The sequence below is a fragment of the Hyphomonas sp. genome (assembly GCF_046313735.1).
Lineage (GTDB): Bacteria > Pseudomonadota > Alphaproteobacteria > Caulobacterales > Hyphomonadaceae > Hyphomonas.
On sequence record NZ_JBKBXW010000006.1, the window covers coordinates 80,899 to 104,543 of the forward strand.

Consider the following 23,645-nt stretch of genomic DNA (forward strand, 5'->3'; position numbering starts at 1 on the left):
TTTGATTTGTCGCGGCGTTTTTCCGAAAACCGGTTCCCACTTTTCGGAACGCCGCTTTACGACGCCTCAGCGCTTCTTCTTTGCCGAACTCGCAGCGGCGGCTTCTTCCAGCTCCGGCTGCGTGAAGCGGCGGGTGAACTGGGTGACGCGCGGGGCGATCTCGGTCTCGAAGCGCGAGCCGTTGAACACGCCGTAATGGCCGACGCCCGGCTGGATATAGTCGGTCTGCATATCCTTCGGGATGTTGACGCAGATGTCATGGGCGGCCTGCGTCTGGCCGATACCGGAGATGTCGTCCTTCTCGCCCTCGACCGTCATCAGCGCCACATTGCGGATCGCTTCGGGCTTCACGAGGCGGTCGCGGCGATATTTGTAGATGCCGCGCGGCAGGTGGTGTTCCTGGAACACCCGGCGGATGGTCTGCAGGTAGAACTCCTCCGTCAGGTCGAGGACCGAGAGGTATTCATCATAGAATTCGCGGTGCTTGCCGGCATTGTCGCCATCGCCATCGACGAGGTGGTTGAAGAACTTCCAGTGCGCATCAACGTGGCGGTTCCAGTTCATGTTCATGAAGGACGCCAGCTGCACGAAGCCCGGATAGACGCGGCGGAGCACGCCCGGATAGGGCCCCGGCACGGTGTAGATCATGTTCTGCTCGAACCAGCTGAACGGGCGCTCCTCGGCCAGCTTGTTGGGCACGGTGGGCGAGCGGCGCGCATCGATGGGCGAGCCCATGAAGGTCATCGAGGCGGGAAGCGCAGCGTCTTCTTCCTCGGCCATCATCGAGATGGCGGCGAGCACCGGCGGGCCGGGCTGGCAGACGGCGAGGACATGCGCGCCCCCGCCGATATGCGTCAGCATCCGGCGCACATGGTCGATATAATCATCAAGATCAAAGCGCCCGAGCCAGACTGGCGCCATGCGGGCATCGGTCCAGTCCGTGATGTAGACATCATGCGTCTCGAGGAAGCCCTCGACCGTACCGCGCAGCAGCGTGGCATAGTGGCCGGACAAGGGGGCGACGATCAGCATTCGCGGCAGCGGGGCGGCATTCTTGCGGCGGGCGGCGGCGAGGCGCTCTGCATCCTTTCGGAAATGGATCAGCCCGCACCAGGGCGAGCGCCAGGCCGCTTCCGGCGTGACCGGCACGTCGATGCTGTTGATACGGACCGAATTGATGCGCCATTCGGGCTTGCCGTAATAGCGGGTCGCGCTTTCGAAGACGTCCGCCATGGCGGAGAGGGATTTGCCGTAACTGGTCTGGCCCATAGGGTTCAGCGGCGAATTCAGTGCGGCGCGGCCTGCGCGGGCGGCCAGCCGGATCGGCGCCATCGCCGCGCGGTTCAGTTCGACCAGGGAATAGAGCATCGCCTTACAAACCCTTCATGTTGCAGTGCAACGTAAGCCGCACTCGTTTCGCGCGCAAATCATTTCGCCAGTCACGTGAAAGGCGGCGCCCGGACGCTGAGGGTTAAGCAAATGTCTTGCCGAAGCCCTAAATTGCGGGCCGCGCGGCGGCACGGGGTTAAGGCGGTGCGGGTAAATCTTCGCCTGAACGGAGAATCGCGAACAGGGAGCGAGACAGATGTTCCTGAGCTGCCAGCCCAATCCGCATGATGCCGGACGCATGACCCGCGCGCTGATCTATGAGAACACGCCGGGCACCCGCTTTGCCATCGATGCCGAAGCCCTGCACCGGCGCCCGGAGCTGTTGCAGGCTATCGGCCGGGGGCTGGATGTGCGGCTGCGGGTGCTGGACGCGCTGGCCTATCTCACCTGCCTCGCCGGGGTGATTGCCGCGCTGGTGGTGGGCTGGTGGATGGCGGCCTTCGGCGTGGTGATCTGCGCCATGATGCTGGCGGCCAACCGCAAGACCGCCGGCCGCATCGCCCGGGCCGCCGCCCAGCGCTCGACGGAGAGCTTTCGCAAGCTGCACGAAATGGGCTGCCTCTGGCTGGTGATGGCCTGAAGCCGGATCAGACCCGAAATACGCCCAGGACCGCCGCAATCACGGCAGCGAGCGTGAAGATCAGCGACAGCATGACCGAATAGCCGCGCTGGTCCTTGCGCTGGGTGCGCACGCCCTTGGGGTTCTTGCCGGTCTTCGGCGCCAGCATCATGCGCGTGGCGAAAAAGCCGAAAGCAGACAACAAGGCGACCGCGCCCGCAACCCAGCTGGTGGCCAGCACGAACAGCGCGCCGGAAGCCAGCATCAATCCGGCAATCGGCGTTGATGTGCGATAGAGAAGTTCCCGGACATGGGTATCGGCCCGCGCGCCTGTCAGCTTGTCGAAGCTGCAATTGGGCGAGGCGATGGAGGCCACCCAGGAGGCGCCGATGGCAGCAGCGCAGGCAATGAGCCCGGCGCTGTTGGAGAGGGATTGGAGCTGGTCGAGCATGGTTTCCTTATCGCCGGATTCGCGGCGATGGCATGTAGGTTTTGTCCATAAACATGTAACCCCGCACTCGCGCGGCGCGCGATCCGGTTGGCGAGCCGGCCGGGCCTGTGCAATTCTTCCTCTGGGCGTATTCGAGCGAGGCGTATGGCGTACCGTTTCAAGCCGGGCCGGAAAGATGTGACCGCCGATGTCCGGCGGATCGCAGCCGAAGAGTTTGCGCTGATGCGGCGCGTGCTGAGTGATGCCGGCCTGCCGCCTGCCCGTCAGGTGCATGAGGTGCGCAAGAGCACCAAACGGCTGCGATCGCTGCTGAGGCTGGCCGGCCCGTCAATGCCGGAGGCGAAGGCGGAGGCGGCGGTCCTGCGCGATGCCGCGCTGGCCTTGTCGGCGGCGCGCGATTCCGGCGCAGTCATCGAGGCGCTGGGCACGCTGAAGCTGCCGGCCGAGACCCTGCAGCTGGCAGAAGCGGCCCTGCTGCGCGCCAGGGCGCAGGCCATGCCCGACGAGGAGGCGAGCGAGTTGCTGCGCGCCTTCGGCAAGGAGATGCGGGCAATGGCCCGGCGCGCGCGCGACTGGACCGTTGAGCCGGGCGGCTTTGAGGCGCTGGCGCCGGGGCTGCGGCGGGGCTATCGCCGGCTGCAGAAGGCCTTCGCCGCCTCGCAGACCGCCGAGGATGAAGAACCGCTGCATGAATGGCGCAAAAAGGCGAAGGATCATTGGCATCACACCCTGCTCTTGCGCCGCATCCATCCGGCGGCGATGTCGGCCCATGCCCGCACCGCGGAAGAGGTGTCCGATGCACTCGGCAGCTGGCGCGATTATGGCCTGCTGATCGCCGCGATTGCTGCCCTTCCGGCGAGGTCCCTGCGCAAGGGGCTGGCCCATGAGGTGCGCGATGCCGCGCTGGCGGCGCAGGGGAAGATGCTGAAAACCGCCTATCGCCCGACGCAGCGGCTGACGGCGGAGACGCCCCGCGCGCTGGTGCGCCGCTGGGGCGCGTATTGGGATGCCGGCTGACACCGGCCACGGCCGATGTGTCTTTTTCCTGTCACAGGATCGGATTATCCCCCGCGCAAATGCGGCGAATGCCGCCCGCTCCGAACACGCTCCGAACTGGGAAAACCGACCATGCTGATCCGCTCTGCCGCCATCTCTGCGCTCGCCCTCAGCGCCGCTGCCGCCTGCGCCACGCCGCCCGCGCCGGACGCCGCGCAGCTGGTGCCTTCGCCCGCCGGATGGGCCTCGCCCGTGGTGGCCGGACAAGTGTTCGTGATGGCGGTTGCCGAGACCGACCCGGTCAGCACGCTGGGCGACGCCGCCGATGACCCGGCCTTCTGGCGCCATCCTGCTGATGCGGCCCGCTCGATGGTGCTCGGCACCGACAAGCGTGTCGGGCTTTATGCCTATGACCTCAGCGGCCGGAACCTGCAGAGCCTGCCGATCGGCCAGTTGAACAATGTCGATGTGCGCCAGTCCGCGGACCGCGCCTTTGATGTGGCGACCGCCAGCAACCGCAGCACCAATGCGGTCTCTGTCTTCCTGATCGACCGGGCGAGCGGCGAGATCTCCCATAAGGGCGATGTGCCGACCGGGATGGAGGAGCCCTACGGCCTCTGCCAGGCGCGCGACAATGGCCGCGACCTGGCTGCGGTGACGTACAAGGACGGCACGGTCCAGATCTTCGATATCGACATCACCGAAGGTGGCGTGAGCGGGGACCTTCTCAAGACGATCAAGCTCGAGACCCAGCTGGAAGGCTGCGTGTTCGACGAGGTGAACGGCAATCTGTTCATCGGCGAGGAAGCGCTCGGCCTGTGGGTTGTCGCCTGGCGGGATGACGTGCCCCTGCCCCGGCTGATCGACCAGGTCGGCAGCGGCACCGGCCTTGCCGCCGATGTCGAAGGCATCTCCCTCTGGCGCGGCGCGGCCGGCGAAGGCTGGATCGTGGTCTCGGCGCAGGCCGAAGACCGCTATGTCGTCTATGAGCGCAAGGCGCCGCATGCCCATCGCGGCAGCTTTTCGGTGATGGCGAATGAGGCGCTCGGCATCGACGGCGTGTCGCATACGGACGGCCTCGACGTGTTCTCCGGCGCCCTGCCGGGCTTCCCGCGCGGCCTGCTGATGGTGCAGGACGATGCCAACCCCAACAAGGGCGAGAACCAGAACTTCAAGCTGGTCAGCTGGGCCGACATCGAAGCCGCCCTCGGCCTGCCGGAACTGGAACCGGAGACCTGAGGGAGCGCGTTGCGCGGCCCCCTCACCCCAGCGCTGTGGTGTAGACCATCTCGTAATCCTCTGCGCTCATCGGGCGGGGATTGCCAGCATGGGCAAGGTCCTTCAGCGCGAACTCGACCACGCCGGGACCGTCTTCCTCGGCAAGGCCCATCGCGCGCAGGGTTTTCGGGATGCCGATGGCGTCGTTCAGGTCCTGGATCGCATCGGCGAGGTCGGCGCCGGGCTTCAGGCCCATGACGCTGCGCAGCCGGGCATATTTGTCGTCGGCCGCCCCGTGATGGAAACGCAGGATATGCGGCAGGAACACCGCGTTCAGCGTGCCATGGTGCAGCTTCTTGTGGTGCAGCCGGCCCGCCGCATGGCTGAGCGCATGGACGCCGCCGAGCCCTTTGACGAAGGCGAGCGCGCCTTCATAGCTTGCCATCATCATGTGCCAGCGCGCCTCGGCGTCCGAGCCGTCGCGCACGGCGCGCTGCAGCATGCCCATGCCATAGGCCCGGTGGGCGCCGTCATAGCCGATGCCTTCGGCCGGCGGATTGATCGTGGGGGTCAGAACCGCCTCAATACAATGGGTCATCGCGTCCATGCCGGTCGCCGCTGTCAGGTGGGCGGGCAGGCCGAGCGTCAGGTCCGGATCGCAGAGCGCGATGACAGGGATGAGGTTGCGCGCGGCGAAGGTTTCCTTGCGGCCATTCTCCATCGTTATGACCATGCCGATGGAGACTTCCGAACCGGTGCCGGACGTTGTCGGGATGGCGATCAGCGGCGGGATCACGCCGATCTTCTTCGAGCCACCGATGTCCGCCGCATAGACCTCCAGCGGCTCATCATGTGTCGCCAGCAGGCCGATGGCCTTGGCATGGTCCATCGAGGAGCCACCGCCGACCGCGATAATTCCGTCCGCGCCGGACTCCTTGTATAGCTGGGCGGCGACCTTCGCCTGCGTCTCGGTCGGGTTCGGAACCGTCTCGGCAAAGACGCCCGCCGGGGCGACGCCGAGCGCGTCCTCGACCTTTGCTAGGATGCCGGACGCCTTGATGCCCGCATCCGTGACGATGAAGGGGCGCGTTATTCCGCGCGATTTCGCGAGCTTGCCGAGCTGGATCAGCGCCCCTGAATCGAACACGCACTGGGTAAGGAAGTTGAACACGGGCATCGGCCGGACTCCGGTTGGAAAAACAAGGCTTGCCCCATTTCCCAACTGACGCGGCCCGGCGCAAGCCTGCCCTTACGGCACGAACGGATACCGGCCAGCTCCACCTTCCGCACCCGGCCGGGAGATTCGATCATCCTTGCGCACTGCAAACTTAGTCTCAATACGGACGAATGCCTAGTCGGGCGCATCTGCCGCGCGGCTCGCCGCCGCGCGTCAAACTGGGTCATTTTCCAAGCAAATACAGAGGACTACCGAAGGCCCATCCTCCACACAAAGAGCAGGTTTTCCTCATGAAAAAGTTTCTTGCATCAGCCTTGATGGCAGGCGTTGCGATGACCGGCTTCGCCGGCCTCGCTGAGGCCGAAGACAACCCCTGGATGGTGCGCGCCCGCGTGATCGGTGTCATGCCGGATGAAAGCGGCAAGCTGTCCGTTGGCAACACAAATCTGCAAGGCGGCGTGGACATCAGCGATCAGTATGTCCCGGAACTCGACATCACATATTTCTTCACGCGCAACATCGCGGCCGAGCTGATCCTTGGCGTGACGCCGCATGATGTGAGAGCGACCCGCGTCACCGTCCCCGGCGCGCTGACGAATGCCAATATCGATCTCGGCGATGTCTGGCTCCTGCCGCCGACTCTGACCCTGCAGTACCATTTCCACAATGACAGCCGCTGGACGCCCTATGTCGGCGCCGGGGTCAACGCGACATTCTTCTTCAATGAGGATGCCGGGCCCGTTGCCGATGGCATCGACTACAAGTCGAGCTTCGGCCCGGCCCTGCAGGTCGGCGTTGACTATGATCTCGACGGTGTGCCTGGCGGTTGGGCACTGAACCTCGACATCAAGAAGGTCTGGATCAGCACGGATGTGACAGTGGACTTCACAACAGCGCTGGGGGCCAAAGTGAAGGCCGATGTCGACATCAACCCGCTGATCGTCGGTGTAGGCCTGGGCTATAAATTCTGACGCCCCCCCTGCCCGGAAGCTGGCGCCGCGTGCCATTCCACCGCACGCGGCGCTGCCTACTGGCTTGAAATCTGCGCGAAAAGCTTGCGTGCCGGTGTCAGGGCCCTACTCATTGGGGCCATGACACTTCTGACTGTTCAGGATCTCAGGATCAATTTCGACACGCCGGACGGCGTCGTGAATGCCGTCAAAGGCATTTCCTTTGATGTCGCGCCCGGCGAATGCCTCGGCATCGTCGGGGAAAGCGGCTCGGGCAAAAGCCAGTCGGCGCTTGCCTCGATGGGCCTGCTCGCCGGCAATGGCACCGCCACCGGCAGTATCCGCTTTGCCGGGACAGAAATGATCGGCGCTTCGGCCCCCACCTTGCGAAAAATTCGCGGGGCCGAGATGTCGATGATCTTCCAGGACCCGCTGACCAGCCTGACCCCGCATATGACGGTGGGCGCGCAGATGCGCGAAATCCTCGCCCTGCACCAGAAGCTGACCGGCGAGGAAGCGAACAGGCGCTGCATCGAATGGCTGGAACATGTGCGTATTCCGGAAGCCGAGCGGCGGATGGACCAGTTCCCGCATGAGCTGTCCGGCGGGATGCGCCAGCGCGTGATGATCGCCATTGCGATGCTGTGTGGCCCGAAACTGCTGATCGCCGACGAGCCGACGACCGCGCTGGACGTGACCGTGCAGGCGCAGGTGCTGGAGCTGATGGATGAGCTGAAACGCGAGACCGGCACCGGCATCGTGCTGATCACCCACAATATGGGCGTCGTCGCGCGGATGTGCGACCGGGTGATCGTGATGCGTTATGGCGAGATCGTCGAGCAGGGCTCGGTCGATGACATCTTCTATGCGCCCCAGCACGACTATACGAAGATGCTGCTGTCAGCCGTACCGCGCCTCGACCTGCCCGACCCGCCGGGCCGCCCGCCGCTGTCGCCTGCCCCGCCGGCAGAGACCGCGCCGGTCCTGAAGGTCGAGGACATGAAGGTCCACTTCCCGATCCAGGTGAAGGGCGGCTTCTTTGGCAAGCGCAAGCCGCTGAAGGCGGTGAATGGCGTCACCTTTGACCTGCGGCCCGGCGAGACGCTCGGCGTGGTCGGCGAATCCGGCTGCGGCAAGTCCACCCTGGCGCGCGGCGTGCTGCGGCTGATCCCGCCTTCAGCCGGGACGGTGGCGTGGCTGGGCCGCGACATCTCGAAGGTCAGCCGCCGGGAGATGGACGGCCTGCGCAGCGACCTGCAGATCGTCTTCCAGGACCCGCTCGCCAGCCTCGACCCGCGCATGACCATCGGCGCCTCGATTGCCGAGCCGCTGCTGGTGCACGCCCCCTCCCTCAGCAAGGCGCAGCGGGAGGAGAAAGTCCGCGAGATCCTGCCCCGTGTCGGCCTCGATCCGAACCTCATTAACCGCTATCCTCATGAGCTGTCCGGCGGCCAGAACCAGCGCGTCGGCATCGCCCGCGCGATGATCCTGAAACCGAAGCTCGTGATCTGCGATGAGGCGGTCTCGGCGCTGGATGTGTCGGTGCAGGCGCAGGTCGTGGACCTGCTCATAGAGCTGCAGAAGGAATTTGGCCTGGCGATGATCTTCATCAGCCACGACCTCGCCGTCGTGCGCCAGATCAGCCACCGGGTCATGGTGCTCTATCTCGGGCGGATCGTGGAACTCGCCGGGCGGACGGAGATCTATGAGAATGCCCGCCACCCTTATACGCGCGGGCTCATCGCTGCCGTGCCGAACGCCGACCCGAAGGGCGAGCGCGCCCGGGAACGCGTGCGCCTGACCGGCGACCTGCCGAGCCCCCTCGACAGCCGCGCGGCGCTGCGCTTCCTCAAATCCAAGATCATCGATGATCCGGATGCGGACCAATACCAGGCCCAGCTCGTCGAAATCGCCCCCCAGCACTGGGTCGCCGAACACGACCCCATGCTGGGCACGGAGGGGCTGAGGGCTTAGGCGGAACCGGGGCCCGCCCCGCACGTTTGGTTCAGGTAATCAACGAATTGGTGTGGCGTCCTTCCGGGAGGGGTGGTCTGATGCCGCCTTCCGGACCCCTGCCTGTGAGAGCCCCTTCATGACGCCTGCGCAGATGCTGGTTTTTGCCATTCTGGCGGCGACGATGGCAGTGTTCCTGTGGGGGCGGCTGCGGCATGATATTGTTGCGCTGATGGCGCTGATGGCGTGCGTCGTTGCCGGCGTGGTGCCGGCGGGCGATGCGTTTGCCGGCTTCGGGCATCCGGCGGTGATCACGGTCGCCTGCGTGCTGGTGCTAAGCCAGGGATTGCAGAATACCGGCGCGGTCGACTGGCTGGCCCGCACCGCCCTGCCGCGAACGGCTGGGCGGCTGACCAGCATGGCGGCGCTGATGGGGCTGGGCGCGCTGCTCTCCGGCTTCATGAACAATATCGGCGCGATGGCGCTTCTGATGCCGATTGCCGTGCAGCTTTCGGCGCGGCTGGACCTTGCGCCCGGACAGGTGCTGATGCCGCTGGCCTTCGGCACCATCCTCGGCGGCATGACGACGCTCATCGGCACACCGCCGAACCTGATCGTCTCCGGTTTCCGGGCCGAGGCCGGCCTCGGCGGTTTTGCAATGTTCGACTTTACGCCCGTGGGCGCCGCCGTGGCGGTCGCGGGCGTGCTGTTTGTCGTGCTCATCGGCTGGCGGCTCGTACCCGCGCGCAAGGCCGCTTCAGACGGCGCATTCAAGACCGGCACCTATTTCACCGAAGTGCGCGTGCCGGAGGAGAGCAAGGCGGTGGGCATGACCCTGCGCGCCTTCGAGCGCGGGTTCGAGGACAGCGGCGCGCAGATCATCGGCCTGGTACGCAATGAAGTGCGCATGATCGCCCCGCATGGCGGCCGCCGCATCCGCGCGGGCGATATCCTGACGCTGGACGCAGACCTTGAGGCGCTGACAGCGGCGCTGTCAGCCTTCGGCATCAAGCTGGAGGAACAGGTCCCCGCCTCCGAAGCGGCCAAGGACGCGCCCGCCGAAGCACCGGCACCATCCGGCAGGGACGAAGAGGATCAGAAGGACGAGGACGACGACACGTCCAGCCGCGACGAGGACATCGTGCTGCGCGAACTGGCCGTGCTGCCGGGCTCGACCATTGTGGGGCGCTCGGCGAGCGACCTGCGCCTGCGCACGCGCTATGGCCTCAATCTGCTCGCCGTCTCCCGCGAAGGCCATCCGCCCCGCGCGCGCCTGCGCACTCTGGAACTCAGATCCGGCGACCTGTTGCTGATGCAGGGGCCGGCCGAAGTGATGGCGGATTTCATCAACGATACCGGCTGCGTGCCCCTTGGCGAACGGGAGCTGCGCATCCCCGACAAGCGGATGGCGCTGATTGCCGGGGCCATCATGCTGGGCTCTGTCGGCATAGCGACGCTCGGCCTCCTGCCGGCGGCGGCGGCCTTCACGCTGGGGGTGATTGCCTCGATGCTGCTGCGCACCGTGCCGCCCCGGCAGGTCTATACCGCCATCGACTGGCCGGTCATCGTGCTGCTGGGCGCGCTGATCCCCGTGGCCGGGGCAATGCAGGCGACCGGCGCGGCAGACCTGCTGGCCCGCTTCCTGGTCGACACGGTCGCGCAGGGCAATGCGGTTGCAGCGCTGGTGGTCGTTCTGGTCGTCACGATGTGCCTGTCGGATGTCATGAACAATGCGGCGACGGCGGCGGTGCTCTGCCCGATTGCCATCGGCATCGCGGCGGCGCTGGGGGTCAACCCCGACACTTTCCTTATGGCGGTGGCGATTGGCGCCTCCTGCGCCTTCCTCACGCCCATCGGCCACCAGAACAATACGCTGATCCTCGGCCCCGGGGGTTTCAGCTTCGGCGATTACTGGAAACTCGGCCTGCCGCTGGAGGTTCTGGTGATCGCGGTGAGTGTGCCGCTGCTGCTGGTCGTCTGGCCGCTGTGAGGCCCTCTTGAGCCGGGGGCCTGCACCCGCACCCGCTGACTTGTCTTCCCCCCCTGCCCCGCATAGGGTGCGCGCGCCTTTGCCGGACCCTTAAATATGCCCGATACACACACCCCCGACCTGCCCGTGACCCTTGCGGATGTCCAGACTGCTGCGCGGGTCCTCGAAGGCAATATCGAACGCACCGAGCTTGCCCATTCCAAGACGCTGTCGGCCATCACCGGCGCCGAGGTCTGGATCAAGTTCGAGAACCGGCAATACACCGCCGCCTTCAAGGAGCGCGGGGCGCTCAACAAGCTCTCCAAGCTGACCGCCGCCGAGAAACGCCGGGGCGTCATTGCGGCCTCGGCCGGCAACCATGCGCAGGGCGTGGCCTATCATGCCCGGCGCCTCGGCATTCCGGCGACCATCGTGATGCCGCAGACCACCCCCTTCAACAAAGTGGAGCATACCCGCGACCATGGCGCGCGCGTCCTGCTGGAAGGCCTGACCTTCGATGAGGCCAAGGCCCATGCCTATGATGTGTGCGAGCGCGAGGGGCTGACCTTCGTCCACCCGTTTGACGATGCCGACATCATCGCCGGCCAGGGCACGGTCGCGCTGGAAATGCTGGCCGACAATCCGGACCTCGATACGCTCGTCGTGCCCATCGGCGGCGGCGGGCTGATCTCCGGCATGGCGATTGCGGCCAAGGCGCTGAAGCCGGAAATCCGCGTCATCGGTGTGCAGACGGCCATGTACCCCGCGATGCACGGCGCCATGCGCGGCCGCACGGCGAAGACCGGCGGCGCGACGATTGCCGAAGGCATCGCGGTGAAAGAGGTTGGCGAGATCACGCGCGGCATCTGCGAGCGGGTGGTCGATGATGTGGTCCTCGTCGAGGAAGAACATCTCGAACGCGCGATCACCCTGTTCGTCGAGGTCGAGAAGACGATTGCCGAGGGCGCGGGCGCCGCCGGCCTCGCCGCGCTGCTGGCGCATCCTTCGCGCTTCTATGGCCGCAAGATCGGGCTGGTCCTCTGCGGGGCGAATATCGACACGCGCCTGCTCGCTTCGGTGCTGACCCGCGCGCTGGTGCGCGAGAACCGGCTCGCCCGCATCCGCATCGTCGGTGATGACCGGCCGGGCCTGCTGGCGGTCGTCTCGAAGATCATCGGCGACAATGGCGCCAATATCATGGAAGTCGCCCATAACCGCATTGCGCTGGATGTGCCGGCCAAGGGCGCCGAGTTCGACATCCTGATGGAAACGCGCGACAGCCAGCATACACAGGAAGTCATCGACGCGCTTGCGATGGCCGGCTATCCGCCGCGCCCGCTCTAGAAATCAGCTATTCCCGGAAAGGCCCTGACCCATGGTCCGACTGTTCACCGCTGCGTCTGCCCTCGCCCTTGTGCTGGCTGCCTGCGCCCCCAATCCCGTCACCGCCCCTGCCAATGGGAGCCAGCAACAGGCCGCATCGCCCGGTCAGGAAGAAGATATGAACATGGCTGCAGACCCCGGCGTCGCGAAAGCCTTCAGCGACAATCCGTCCCCGGAAGACCGCGTGCGCGTGCATTATGAAGGCCGCCTGCCGAGCGGGGAGAAATTCGACTCCTCCTTTGACCGGGGCACACCGGCGGAGTTTCGTCTGAACCAGGTCATCCCCGGCTGGACCCTTGGCCTGCAGCAGATGGCGCCCGGCGATTCCTTCCTGTTCTACATCCCCAACCGGCTTGCCTATGGCAACCAGGCGCGCGGACCTTTCATCAAGGCGGGCGATGACCTTGTCTTCTACGTCTCGCTGCTGGGCACAGTCGCGCCCAAGGTTTCCGACACCGCGGCCTGGGAGCGCCTGAGCCCCTGGGATTCCAGCAATCCGGACGTGGTGAAGACCGGATCGGGCCTTGAATATGTGGTTCTGAAGAGCGGTGATCCCGCCGGGCCGACGCCGCGCGGGGAACAGTATGTCTCGGTGCATTATGAAGGCCGCCTCGCCGCGAATGGCAGCATGTTCGACTCCTCCTATGAGCGGGGCGAGCCGGCTGCCTTCCCGGCAAACCGGCTGATCCCCGGCTGGGTCGAGGCGCTGCAGCTGATGCGGCCCGGCGATCACTGGATGCTCTATATCCCTGCTGAGCTGGCCTATGGCCCGGGCGGCACGCCGGATGGGGTGATCCCGCCCGGCGCGGCGCTGCAGTTCGAAGTCGAACTCCTCGAAATCTATCGCTGAGCCGGAGACGCCCGAATGATTGTGACGGGGACGGCGCTTGCCGCCATTGCGCTGGCGGCTGGCGAGGAGATCATGCGAATCTACCGCACGGATTTCGGGGTGAGCCATAAGGACGACCGCTCGGTGCTGACCGAAGCGGATGGGGCGGCAGAAGCCATTATCCTCAAGCACCTCGCCGCGCTTGATCCGGGCCTGCAGGTGATCGCCGAAGAATCTGTTGCGGACGGCCATGTGCCCGACCATGGCAGCCGCTTTGCGCTGGTCGACCCACTCGATGGCACCAAGGAATTCGTCGCGAAGAATGGCGAGTTCACCGTGAACATCGCCATCATCGAACATGGCCGCCCGGTGATGGGCGTGATCTATGCCCCGGCGCTGAACCGGCTGTTCGTGGCCGAGAGCCCGTCCGAAGCCTGGCAGGCCGACGCCGCGCCCGGCGGGCCGGTACCTTCAGAGCGCACGCCCCTGCGGGTGCGCCCAGCCCCCGCCGGCGGGCTGACAGCGGTTGCCTCCAAATCCCATCGCAGTCCGGAAACGGATGAATGGCTCTCCCGCTATACCGTGGCCGAGATCAAGGGCGCCGGCTCGGCGCTCAAATTCTGCCTCGTCGCTGCCGGGGAGGCTGACCTCTATCCCCGCCATGGCCGCACGATGGAATGGGACACTGCTGCCGGGCAGGCGATTGTCGAAGCCGCCGGGGGCCGTGTGCTGACGCTGGACGGCGCGCCGCTGCTTTATGGCAAGCGCGAGCGCGGCTATGACAATCCGCATTTCGTGGTCTATGGGGATGTCACGCCGCGCTGACCGGCGAGGCCCGGAGGAAAGCATGGCGCGCCAGTATTTCGGAACAGACGGCATCCGGGGGCGGGTCAACCAGCCGCCGATGACCGCCGAGACCGCGCTGCGCCTTGCCATCGCCTGCGCCAGAACTTTTGCTCCCGACGGCGGGCGCGAGGTCGTGATCGGCCGCGACACGCGCCGGTCCGGCGAGATGATCGAGGCCGCGCTGATCGCAGGGCTGACCTCAATGGGTCTCACCCCCGTCCGCCTTGGTATCGTGCCCACCCCTGCCGTTGCGCTGATGGCGCGCGAGACCGGCGCAGCCCTCGGCCTGATGATCTCTGCCAGCCATAACAAGGCCGATGACAATGGCCTGAAACTCTTCAGCCCCGAGGGCATCAAGTTTGATGACGCCACCGAAGAGGCGCTGGAGGCGGCCATGGCGCGCGCGCTCGAAGGCCCCTTCCCGCCCCCGGAAAAAATCGCCGAGCCCGCTGATCTTGCGGGCGCCGGGGAGCGCTATGTGGCGCGCTGCCTTGAAACACTTTCTCCGGATACGGATTTCCGGGGACTGAAGATCGTGCTCGATTGCGCCCATGGCGCGGGCTTTGAGACGGCGCCCGCCGCGCTTGCCCGCCTTGGCGCAGATGTGACCGTGATCGGCAATGCGCCGGACGGCCTCAACATAAATGCCGGGTACGGATCAACTGCGACAGGCGAGGTGAAAGCCGCCGTGCTTGAGACCGGCGCAGATATCGGCATCGCGCTCGATGGCGACGCCGACCGGCTGATCGTGATTGACGAGACGGGCGCAGAGGTCGACGGCGACCAGGTGATGGCGCTGATCGCGGGCGACATGCACCGGGCAGGCCGCCTGAAGGGCGGCGGCATTGCCGCAACTGTCATGTCGAATATGGGCCTTGGCGAGTATCTGAAATCCCTCGGGCTCGCGCTCACACGCACAAAGGTCGGCGACCGGTATGTGGCCGAGGAAATGCGCGCGCGCGGCATGAACCTTGGCGGCGAGCAGTCCGGGCACATTATCCTCTCGGACGTCTCCACGACCGGGGACGGGCTGCTCGCGGGCCTGCATGTCCTCTCCGTTCTCGCCGCACGCGGCGGCAAGGCGTCAGACCTCCTGCGCGTCTTCACCCCTGCCCCGCAGAAGCTGGTCAACATACGCTATAGCGGCGCAAACCCGCTCGAAACGCATGAGGTCAGGGCCGCCCTTGCCGACGCCGAAGCGAGGCTTGGCGCGTCCGGCCGGCTTGTCGTGCGCAAATCCGGCACAGAGCCGCTGATCCGCGTCATGGCCGAGGCGCTGGAGGAAGGCCTGATGCTGGAGGCGCTGGAACAGGTGGCCGGCGTTATCCGCGAGGCGGCAGGCGCGCGCTGAAACAGGCCTTTGCGCCGCGTCACCTGTTGCGCCGGGGGGCTGCGCGCTTAGACTTCCGCAGCAACAATTTATAAGTCTGCGGAGGAATTCACCATGGCTGAGGGCCAGACCCTGCCGCCTTTCCGGCTCCTGCCGATGAAGGCGCCCGATGTCGAGATGACCCGCAAGGGCGAGGCAATCTATATCCGCGCGCGCCAGGCGCCGGGCGAGCGGCCCCGCACCGTTCCGCACTGCCTTGACGAACGCGCCGCCGAACACCCCGACCGGATGTTCATCCAGGAACGCCATCCCGTCACCGATGAATGGGCGGGCGTGACCTATGGCGAGGCGAAACGCATCACCGATGCGCTCGCGCAGGGCTTCCTCGACCTTGGCGCCGGGCCGGATGCGCCGGTGATGATCCTGTCGGGCAACTCCGTGCGCTCGGCCATGGTGATCCTCGCCGCGCAGAAGATCGGCGCGCCGGCGGCCCCGATCTCGGTGCCCTACTCGACCATGTCGACCGATTACGACAAGCTGAAGCATTGCTTCGAGGCCGTGAAACCGGCGGTGATCTTTGCCGAACAGCTTGCGCCCTTCCAGAAGGCCATCGCGTCCCTTGGCGCCTCAAACTGCACCATCGTCAGCGCAGACCCCGGCGGCGACAACACCGTGCGCCATTATGACGACCTCGCCGCGACCGCGCCGACCGATGCTGTCGCCGCCGCGATGGACCGCCTGACCGATGCCAGCATCGCAAAATACCTCTTCACCTCCGGCTCGACCGGAATGCCGAAGCCGGTGCCGACGACGCAGGGCGCGATGTGCTCGATGATCGGCGGGCAGGAAGGCCTGCGCGATGATGCCCGCGATCCGGAATACGATCCCGATCAGGTCAACAATGTGCTGGACTGGCTGCCCTGGAACCACATCTCCGGCTCGAACGTGAACTTCAACGGCGCGATCTGGAACGGGGCGGTGTTCTGGATCGACAATGGCAAGCCTACCCCGGCCCTGTTCCACAACACGATCCGCAACATCCACGAATGCAGCCCATCCACCTTCGGCACGGCGCCGATCGCGCTCGCCATGTTGGCCGAGGCGATGGAGCAGGATGAGGGCCTGCTGAAGGCGTTCTTCAAGAATATGCGCTCGGTCGGCTATGGCGGCGCGACGCTGTCGGACGACCTCTATGACCGGCTCCAGAACCTTGCGATCAACGCGACCGGCCGGCGCATTCCGATCATCACCATGTATGGCGCGACCGAGACGCAAGGCATCACGGTGGTGCACTGGGAAGTCGAGCGTGTCGGCCTGATCGGCCTGCCCCTGCCCGGCATGACGCTGAAACTCGTGCCGAATGGCGAGAAGCTGGAAGTGCGCGTGAAGGGCCCGAGCGTGATGCCGGGATATCTGAACGACCCGAAAAAGAACGCCGAAGTGTTCGACGAGGAGGGCTATTACTGCCTCGGCGATGCCGTGAAGTTCGTCGATGAGGCTGACCCCAACCAGGGCCTGATCTTTGACGGCCGCGTCGGCGAGGATTTCAAGCTCTCCTCCGGCACCTGGGTCTCTGTCGGCACGCTGCGGCCGGATTTTGTGGCCGCCTGCTCGCCGCTGATCTTCGACGCCGTGATCTGCGGGCAGGACAAGGATTTTGCCACTGCGCTGATCTGGCCCTCCCCCGTGGCCGCCGAACAATACATCAAGGCCGCCGGCGACCCGGCCAAGGGCTTTGCCGCGCTCGTCGGCGACCTTGCCCGCAAGGCGGCTGCCTTCAATTCCGGCGAGCCGGGCTCCTCCCGCCGCATCAAGCGGCTGATGGTGATGACCGAGCCGCCGAGCATTGATGCCGGCGAGATCACCGACAAGGGCTATGTGAACCAGCGCCTCGTCCAGTCGCGTCGGGCAGGACTTGTGCAGGCCCTCTATGCCGAGCCCCTCGCGCCGGGTGTTGTTCAACTTTAGCGTTCCGCAAATGCCGCTGACCCTTGCCTTGCCGCACGCCCGCCTTCACAAGGCCGGAATGTGCGGCAAGGGAATGGTCCATGTCCTTCGATGATGCTCTGCGCAGCCTGAAAGAACGGTTCAGCGTCGCCGGCCTGCACCCGCCGGACCTGCGCGTGCCGATTGAGGGCCTGCGCCAGCAATTCTTCAAGGTGGACTATTCGGCTGAGCCGGATGCCCCGGAGCTCGCTGAAGTCGTGCCTGTGACGGTGCCCGGCGGCGCCGGGACCCCGCTGAAGGCGCGCCTTTATGTGCCGCTGGGCGCAGGCCTGCCGCCGGGACCGGGCATCCTCTTCCTGCATGGCGGCGGCTTCGTGCTGGGCGATCTCGACACGCATGACATGATCTGCCGGCGCCTCGCCGAAGGCTCCCGCTGCCGGGTGCTGGCCATTGACTACCGCCTCGCGCCAGAAACGTGTTTTCCGTGTGCGCACGATGATGCCCTCGCCGTCTGGCTCTGGCTGTCGCAACATGCCGCCAGCCTCGGCATGGATCCCGCCCGGCTCGCCGTGTCAGGCGACAGCGCGGGGGGAAACCTCGCCGCCTTCCTCTGTCAGGAAATGCGCCGCCAGGCCGGGCCGATGCCGGCCTTCCAGCTGCTGCTCTACCCGCTGCTTCAGTTCGCAGACATCCGCAGCAAGAAGATGCCCCCACAGGAAAGCGGCTTTTTCATCTCGGTCGGCCTGTTCGAATTCTTCCGCAGCCACTACCTGCCCGACCCGGCCACCTATATGGACCCGCGCGTCTCGCCGCTGTTCGGCGGGGAGGATGTGCTGAGCGGCCTGCCGCCGGCGCATATCATCGTGTGCGGCTGGGACCCGCTGCGCGATGAAGGCCTCGCTTATGGCGCGCGCCTCCGCGCGATGGGCGTGCATGTCACGGACAAGGAATACCCGTCCATGGTGCACGGCTTCCTGAACCTCACCCATATGTCGGCCACCGCCCGCAGCGCGCTTCGCGAGGCCGGCGAGATCACGGGCCGGGCTTTGGGCGCGCTTTGAAGCTTGCCGCAGCGCCTGCCCCGGCGGCATCCGTGACCTGCCCGCAACACCTTGCAGATTAACGCGCCTCGTCTGCGCGCCGGTTGTTCAATATTTACTCCCTGACTCTACTTCCGACCCGTGACTGGTCCGGGCTGTCCACCGCAGATCCCGCCGGCATCAATAAACCAAGTAGAGGAAACTCCCGGAAATGACTTTCAACAAACTCCTGCTGTCGACCGCCTCGGCAGCCCTCCTGCTCGCAGGCCCGGCCTTCCCCCAGGAAGAAGAAACGACCCGCGAATCCGCCATCGAGCGCGTCCTTGGCACGGTCACCGTCACCGCGACGAAGAAAGCCGATGTCGAGAACGTCCAGAACGTGCCGGTCGCGATCACCGCGTTCAATTCCGACACGCTGGAAGCCCTTCAGGTGCGCGACATCCAGAGCCTGTCCTACTCCTCGCCGAACGTGCAGCTTGAGGACATCGGCACCGCGCGCGGCACCGCGAACTTCTCGATCCGCGGCCTCGGCATCAACTCCTCGATCCCCTCGATCGACCCGACCGTCGGCGTGTTCGTCGATGGCGTGTATCTCGGCGTGAACAATGGCGTGGTGCTTGACCTGTTCGATCTCGACAGCGTCGAAATCCTGCGCGGGCCCCAGGGCCTCCTCTTCGGCCGCAACACGACCGGCGGCGCGGTGCTGATCAACACCGGTAACCCGACGAGCGATTTCCAGTACAAGGCCCGCCTGACGCATGAAGGCCCGATCGATTCCGGTCGCGGCGGCCCATCGACCATCGCCCAGGCCACCGTCTCCGGCCCCCTCGTGGACGGCAAGCTGAACGGCAAGATCGGCGCCTACTGGAATTATGATTCCGGCTACTTCAACAACAAGTTCGACAACGGCAATATCGGCGAAGCGCTGACCTATATCACGCGCGGCGCGCTGGAGTGGACCCCGACCGCCGATCTCACCATGCTCGGCAAGATCGAATACTTCTCCACGATCACGGACGGCCCGGCGGCGAAGAATTCCGGCGTCTATGACCGCAACAATTTCGACCTCGCCGTCGACAATATCGGCCGCTACCGCAACGAAACGATCTTCGCGACGCTGCGTACGGACTATGATGTCAGCTTCGGCAATGGCCGGATCACCAACATCTTCGGCTACCGCGATCTCGATTCCACCTCGAACGGTGACATCGACGCCCTGCCGCTCTTCCTGTTCCATTCGGACACGGAACTGACGCAGGAGCAGATCTCCAACGAGCTGCGCTATGCCGGCACCTTCGGCAAGGCCGACATCACCACAGGTGTCTTCTACTTCAATCAGGAAATCGCCTATACCGAGCGGCGCAACCTGCCGACGGCCTCGGCCGCGCAGTTCAATGGCGGCGGCTTCCAGGACCACACCGTGTGGGGCATCTTCGGCCAGATCGATTATGCGTTCACGGACAAATGGACCGGCATCTTCGGCCTGCGCTACGGCAACGAGGAAAAGGACGTGCGGATCACCTATGTGCGCCCGCGCCCGTTCTGCTCTGTGGTTCAGGGCACCTGCCCGATCACCGGCACCAACCCGTTCGTGCCGGGCGAGCCGAACGGCTTTGCCGACAAGCAGAGCTGGTCGAACCTCAACCCGAAGATCGGCTTCCAGTATACCGCGACCGACCTGATGCAGTTCTATGGCCACTACACCCAGGGCGTGCGCTCGGGCGGCTATAACTTCCGCATCACCAACGCGCTCGCCTTCGAAGCTCTGTTCCCGCCGGGCGGCAGCCGCGCCTTTGACGAAGAGAAGGTCAATGCCTACGAAATCGGCTTCAAGTATGAAACCGAGGATCGCCGGGGCCTGCTCAACGCCGCTGTCTTCTTCAACCAGATCGAAGACATGCAGCGCGAGCTGAACCTCTCCTCGCCGACCTCGGGCGTCGCGCAGACGATCGTGAATACGGCGGATGCGGACATTCTGGGCTTCGAGGTTGAAGGCCGCTACGCCCTGACCGACAATTTCCTCGTGACGGCCAATGTCGGCCTGATTGATGCGGAATACACCAAGGTCATCTTCGACATTTCGGGCAATGGCTCGATTGGCCCGGAAGACCTGGCCCTGGCCCTGCCCCGCGTGCCGCAGGCAACCTATGGCTTCGGCTTCATCCATGACCTCGACCTCAAGGACTGGGGCTCGCTCGTCACCCGCGCGAACTACCAGCACCGCGACAAGTTCGCGTACACGGACAATAACTGGGGCTGGATCAACCCGGCCGACATGCTGGACGCGAACCTGACCTGGAACACGCCGGTTCGCGGCCTCTCGGTCTCGCTGTTCGGCAAGAACCTGCTCGACGAAGTCGTCGCAGGTGGTGACACGCAGGTTCCGTTCGGCGGCGCGCTCGCCGGCGCTGTGCCGGGCGGGCAGAACCTGTCCAACGGCGTCAACGCCCCGTTCGATCCGCGCCCGGCCGCTGGCACCTTCCAGCCGCTGCAGCCCGGCCGCACCATCGGCATCGAACTGTCGATCCGCGGCTGATCCCAGCCTCGCGCACAAACAGGAAGGGCGGCCTCGCGGCCGCCCTTTTCTTTTGCGCGCTGAAAGCCGCCCAATAAAAAACGGCCCCCGTTTCCGGGAGCCGCCTTCGTTTCATTCATACAGCCTGTCAGCTGCCGGGGCCGAAGCGCTTGGTCACGCCCAGCTTGAAGGTCCGGCCAATCGGGCTGCCCGTGAACGGATCATAGTTCAGTTCAAGGCGGGCAAATGACGGGTCGGTGTCGAGAATATTCTCGACCGTCGCCGACACTGTTGTCTGCCAGGGTAGCTGCCAGACAACCGTTGCATCGTAGCTGGTGAACGACTTAATCGTCTGGCCCTGCGGCAGGACGATGCCCGGTGTCGGCCAGTTCGGGTTCGGCGCCGTGAAGAGGCCCGTGCGCTGGTCTTCATACTCACCGATGTAACGGGCCGTCAGGCGGGCATTTATGTTGTCGGTCGAGACATTGGCATAGGCTTCGAACTTCAGCTCCGGCAGCGGGGTGGCCACCGTCTGGAAGTTCAGGAAGCCGACGGCCGAGAACGGCGCGCCCACGCGGATGCCTTCGACCGTCACCTCGCCGACATCATATTTCAGCACGCGGCTGCCCGCGAAGCCGAGGGTCAGGTCGGAACTGGCCGGGCCCACATCTTCGAAGGTGTAATCGACGCTGACGTCGATACCCGAGGTCTTGATGTTCGGGCCGTTGGCATATTGCGTCGACAGGCGCGACACGTTGCCGACCGCGCAGGCACCGGTAAAGGTGAAGCGCGCCTCCAGCGCTGCGAAGGCCGGGTTGCCGCAATTGTTCGGCTGGCCGGTCGGGAACATGGCAGCAACCATGCTGGCAACCGGCTCGGCAATGACGGAATCGTCAAAGTCGAAGCTCCAGTAATCCACCGTGGCGCGCAGGCCGCCAGTCCGGACAATTGCGCCGACATTGTAAGTGAACGCGCTTTCCGGGGTCAGGTTAGGGTTACCAGCGATGTCGACGGCCCGGAAGGTGCCGCCCACGCTCTGCAGCGAGGTAACAGCGCCGGTCGCAGTCTGCGTCAGGGCCGGACCGCGGAAGGTCGTGCCGACCGAAGCCCGCAGGGCAAGCGGATCGGCCACCTGCCAACGCACCGACAGTTTCGGATCGAAGGTCGAGCCGATGCCGCTGCCATAGTCTTCATAGCGCGCGGCAACCTGAGCGTTGATATCTTCCGTGAGCGGCAGGTTGAACTCAGCGAACACCGCCTTCACGTCGCGCGAGGCATTCAGTGGGCGTGAGCCGGCGAGGAAGCCGAGCGCGCCAACCGGCTGGGCACAGGTTGTCGTGCCCGTTGTCACCGTGGCGATACACGGTGTGACATTCAGGTTTGCTATGTCGTTATACTGACGGTCAAACTCTTCCTGGCGGAACTGGCCGCCGAAAGCCCAGCCGACCTGGCCGCCGCCGAGCGTGATCGGCAGCATGCCGTCAAGCACCGCTTCGAACACGGTCAGCTTCATTTCCTGCTCGGTGAAGGAGTCTGTCAGGAAGAAGTCGAGCACTTCGTTGGAGTTTGCAGTCGAGGCGACATAGTTCGGGTTGGTCTGCCCGGTGACCACATTGGTCTGGATCCCGGTGGAGAACGGGTTGAACCAGAGGCACCCGTTCTGGCCGGGCGTATTCGCAGCTACGTTACAGCCCGTACCGCCAAGGCCGCGTAGCGCGAGCGCGTAGCGGTTGACGATCGTATCCTCGTTCGTGCGACGACCAACCTGTGAACCGGTTGTGACTGAGGCAGTGTAATTGATGCCTTCGGTCAGTTCGCCTTTCATCTCGGCCGAGAAGCGATAGTGCTCATACTCCCGGTAGCTGCGTTCGGAACCCCGGCCGCCGGCCAGTGCGTTGCCGCCGAAGCCCAGCGGACGGGTTGCAATGAGGAAGACCCCTGCAGTCGATCCGGGCACAAGGGTCGGGTTCTGCGCCACCAGGGCTTGGAAGCCCGGATTGTTCGCGGGCACGAAGAACTGCCCCGGAATGAGCGAGGCGTCCGCCGTCGGCGCGCTGGCCCCGCCGACTGGCGGGAAGGACGGCGAGAAGGCGATCTTCGGTACTTCCGTCGCCGAATAGAATGCCTGCACAGAGAGGTTGTGCGCGGGCGCAAGCTCGAAATCAGCCTTTCCGAGAATCTGATACCGCTTCTCTTCCTCGGTGATGTTGTCGAACGGAGTGAACTGGAAGCCGCAGACCGGCGTTGTGCCAGTCACCAGCGGAATGCCGGCAAAGTTTCCGCAGGCCGGATCGCGGGTCACTCCCTGCACGGGAGAAAACGCCGCGCTGACCGGCAGGAAGGCGCCCGGATTACCAACGAGTGACCAGCCGCCTTGCGGGTTGCTGAGGAAGTCCTGCAGTGCCCAATCCCGCTCCGTAGTCGGCAGCTCCGAGCGCTTCTGATAACCGGCAGCGAGAAGGAAGTTGGCTGTGCCGATGTTCCATCCACCGACGGCGCTCAGCGTATAGTCGCCATCCGATCCATCAACGAACTTGTAGTCGCCGCCGACCTCGAACCCTTCAAAGTTGCGGCGGGTGATGAAGTTGACCACGCCGGCGACAGCGTCAGAGCCATAAGTGGCCGCCGCACCATCCTTCAGGATCTCGATCCGGCCCACAGCGGCAAGCGGCAGGATATTGGTATCGACCGAGCCGTTACCTGCAAAGGCGAACGGGTTGGGGGCGAGGCGTTTGCCATCAAGGAGGACCAGGGTCCGCGAGGCACCAAGGCCGCGCAGGTTGATGGTGCCGGAGCCCTCCGAGCCCTGTGCGCGGCCATCGAACTGGTTCGTATCGCCGAGCACGCCGCTGGAGACTGGCAGGGACTTGATCAGGTCAAGCGCTGACGGATTGCCCTGGAGGCGCAGGTCCTCTGCGGTCAGGACATCCACGGGCAGCGCGGCATCCTCGGGCGTACCCTGGATGAACGAGCCGGTTACGGTAACGGTGGTGAGCCGGCGCTGGTTTTCATCTTCCTGCGCCTGCGCTGTCATACTCCCGCCAAGCGCAATGGCCGACGCACAGAACAGCAATTCCTTGAAATGGTTCATTC

General features: G+C 65.2%; 17 protein-coding genes. 13 read left to right on the forward strand and 4 right to left on the reverse strand.

Annotated features, from left to right (window positions below; genetic code table 11):
• Positions 1-66: 66 nt before the first annotated feature.
• Positions 67-1,368 carry a polyhydroxyalkanoate depolymerase gene (locus ACK4SV_RS04825; RefSeq protein WP_409916667.1) on the reverse strand — a complete coding sequence of 434 codons (1,302 nt, stop codon included), beginning with the start codon at positions 1,366-1,368 and terminating at the stop codon, positions 67-69.
• A gap of 217 nt (positions 1,369-1,585) precedes the next feature.
• Between ACK4SV_RS04825 and ACK4SV_RS04830 the strand changes: the two genes are divergently transcribed.
• The gene (locus ACK4SV_RS04830; RefSeq protein ID WP_409916668.1) at positions 1,586-1,969 is read left to right on the forward strand and encodes a hypothetical protein; all 384 of its coding nucleotides are present in this window, start codon (positions 1,586-1,588) and stop codon (positions 1,967-1,969) included.
• 7 nt (positions 1,970-1,976) lie between these two features.
• Here ACK4SV_RS04830 and ACK4SV_RS04835 read toward each other — a convergent pair whose 3' ends face one another.
• A complete protein-coding gene (locus tag ACK4SV_RS04835; protein ID WP_409916669.1) occupies positions 1,977-2,399 on the reverse strand; it encodes a hypothetical protein in 423 nt (140 codons plus the stop codon).
• Positions 2,400-2,543: 144 nt separating this feature from the next.
• Here ACK4SV_RS04835 and ACK4SV_RS04840 point away from each other — a divergent pair, with 144 nt between their 5' ends.
• Positions 2,544-3,416 carry a CHAD domain-containing protein gene (locus tag ACK4SV_RS04840; protein WP_409916670.1) on the forward strand — a complete coding sequence of 291 codons (873 nt, stop codon included), beginning with the start codon at positions 2,544-2,546 and terminating at the stop codon, positions 3,414-3,416.
• Positions 3,417-3,527: 111 nt separating this feature from the next.
• Complete coding sequence (locus ACK4SV_RS04845) at positions 3,528-4,634, forward strand: phytase (protein WP_409916671.1); 1,107 nt, start codon at positions 3,528-3,530, stop codon at positions 4,632-4,634.
• A 22-nt stretch (positions 4,635-4,656) separates the two neighbouring features.
• On the opposite strand, the gene ACK4SV_RS04850 is transcribed toward ACK4SV_RS04845, so the two are convergent.
• Positions 4,657-5,790, reverse strand: a complete 1,134-nt coding sequence (locus ACK4SV_RS04850; RefSeq protein WP_409916672.1) for an iron-containing alcohol dehydrogenase — start codon at positions 5,788-5,790, stop codon at positions 4,657-4,659.
• Between the two features lie 290 nt (positions 5,791-6,080).
• On the opposite strand from ACK4SV_RS04850, the gene ACK4SV_RS04855 reads away from it, so the two are divergent.
• The 10 genes from ACK4SV_RS04855 (at position 6,081) to ACK4SV_RS04900 (ending at position 20,573) form a co-directional block, all read left to right on the forward strand.
• On the forward strand, positions 6,081-6,761 hold the full coding sequence (locus ACK4SV_RS04855) for an OmpW/AlkL family protein (protein ID WP_409916673.1): 681 nt from the start codon (positions 6,081-6,083) through the stop codon (positions 6,759-6,761).
• Between the two features lie 84 nt (positions 6,762-6,845).
• Complete coding sequence (locus tag ACK4SV_RS04860; RefSeq protein WP_409916674.1) at positions 6,846-8,714, forward strand: dipeptide ABC transporter ATP-binding protein; 1,869 nt, start codon at positions 6,846-6,848, stop codon at positions 8,712-8,714.
• 118 nt (positions 8,715-8,832) lie between these two features.
• Positions 8,833-10,683, forward strand: coding sequence for an SLC13 family permease (locus ACK4SV_RS04865; protein WP_409916675.1), 1,851 nt, complete (start codon positions 8,833-8,835; stop codon positions 10,681-10,683).
• Positions 10,684-10,779: 96 nt separating this feature from the next.
• The gene (locus ACK4SV_RS04870) at positions 10,780-12,006 is read left to right on the forward strand and encodes a threonine ammonia-lyase (RefSeq protein ID WP_409916676.1); all 1,227 of its coding nucleotides are present in this window, start codon (positions 10,780-10,782) and stop codon (positions 12,004-12,006) included.
• A gap of 31 nt (positions 12,007-12,037) precedes the next feature.
• Entirely contained in the window at positions 12,038-12,895 is an 858-nt protein-coding gene (locus ACK4SV_RS04875) for an FKBP-type peptidyl-prolyl cis-trans isomerase (RefSeq protein ID WP_409916677.1), read from the forward strand.
• 15 nt (positions 12,896-12,910) lie between these two features.
• The gene (gene cysQ, locus ACK4SV_RS04880) at positions 12,911-13,699 is read left to right on the forward strand and encodes a 3'(2'),5'-bisphosphate nucleotidase CysQ (RefSeq protein ID WP_409916678.1); all 789 of its coding nucleotides are present in this window, start codon (positions 12,911-12,913) and stop codon (positions 13,697-13,699) included.
• Positions 13,700-13,721: 22 nt separating this feature from the next.
• On the forward strand, positions 13,722-15,071 hold the full coding sequence (glmM, locus tag ACK4SV_RS04885) for a phosphoglucosamine mutase (RefSeq protein ID WP_409916679.1): 1,350 nt from the start codon (positions 13,722-13,724) through the stop codon (positions 15,069-15,071).
• A gap of 93 nt (positions 15,072-15,164) precedes the next feature.
• A complete protein-coding gene (locus ACK4SV_RS04890) occupies positions 15,165-17,018 on the forward strand; it encodes an AMP-binding protein (RefSeq protein WP_409916680.1) in 1,854 nt (617 codons plus the stop codon).
• 80 nt (positions 17,019-17,098) lie between these two features.
• Positions 17,099-18,058: an alpha/beta hydrolase gene (locus ACK4SV_RS04895; protein ID WP_409916681.1), complete on the forward strand. Its 960-nt coding sequence runs from the start codon at positions 17,099-17,101 to the stop codon at positions 18,056-18,058.
• 190 nt (positions 18,059-18,248) lie between these two features.
• Positions 18,249-20,573 carry a TonB-dependent receptor gene (locus ACK4SV_RS04900; protein ID WP_409916682.1) on the forward strand — a complete coding sequence of 775 codons (2,325 nt, stop codon included), beginning with the start codon at positions 18,249-18,251 and terminating at the stop codon, positions 20,571-20,573.
• A gap of 127 nt (positions 20,574-20,700) precedes the next feature.
• Here ACK4SV_RS04900 and ACK4SV_RS04905 read toward each other — a convergent pair whose 3' ends face one another.
• Entirely contained in the window at positions 20,701-23,643 is a 2,943-nt protein-coding gene (locus tag ACK4SV_RS04905; protein ID WP_409916683.1) for a TonB-dependent receptor plug domain-containing protein, read from the reverse strand.
• Positions 23,644-23,645: the final 2 nt, after the last annotated feature.